The following is a 522-nucleotide window of genomic DNA, read 5'->3' as shown; positions in this document are numbered from 1 at the left end:
GGATGAGATTGATGGTGTTTACGTTTAGTTTTCTCAAAAAGGTCCAAGTTAGACGTACGGAATACACCATCATTAATCCACTGATACAAAGTCACAACAGACTTAGGGATCAGTGAATCATCACTCATCAAATCACGTGCCTTATAAATAGCCGCTTGAGGAGAGTAACGATGCTCATCAAATTCACCAAGCATTAATTGGTCGGCCAATTGTAAAAAAAGCTTTGAGCGGTAATATAAACGAGGACGACCGGACCGTTGGTGGCATTTAAGATAAATATTCTGACCAGCTTCATAACTGTAGATGTGATAAGGGTAATCGTAAGTCTTACCATTGAATTTTTGACGACGAATTTGGCGAACTGTACCACGTTTAAGCTCATTATTAATGGTTTGGTGGTTCACTCCTAATTGACGACCGATTGCGCGATTGGAAAGTCCTTGCGACTTTAAAGTCGCAATCATCACTCGCTCTTCTTTAGTAAGGTGTGCATATTTGCGATGAGTGGCCAAAAGGTTAGTG

Annotated in this window: 1 protein-coding gene; it reads right to left on the bottom strand. The window is 40.6% G+C overall.

The genetic code is table 11. The features are described from left to right. Nucleotides 1–522: helix-turn-helix domain-containing protein (locus tag H5993_RS09190; RefSeq protein ID WP_239458073.1), on the bottom strand; the 522-nt coding region annotated here is incomplete at both ends.

Source organism: Limosilactobacillus alvi, from assembly GCF_016900115.1.
Lineage (GTDB): Bacteria > Bacillota > Bacilli > Lactobacillales > Lactobacillaceae > Limosilactobacillus > Limosilactobacillus alvi.
This window is presented reverse-complemented; position numbering and strand designations above follow the sequence as displayed.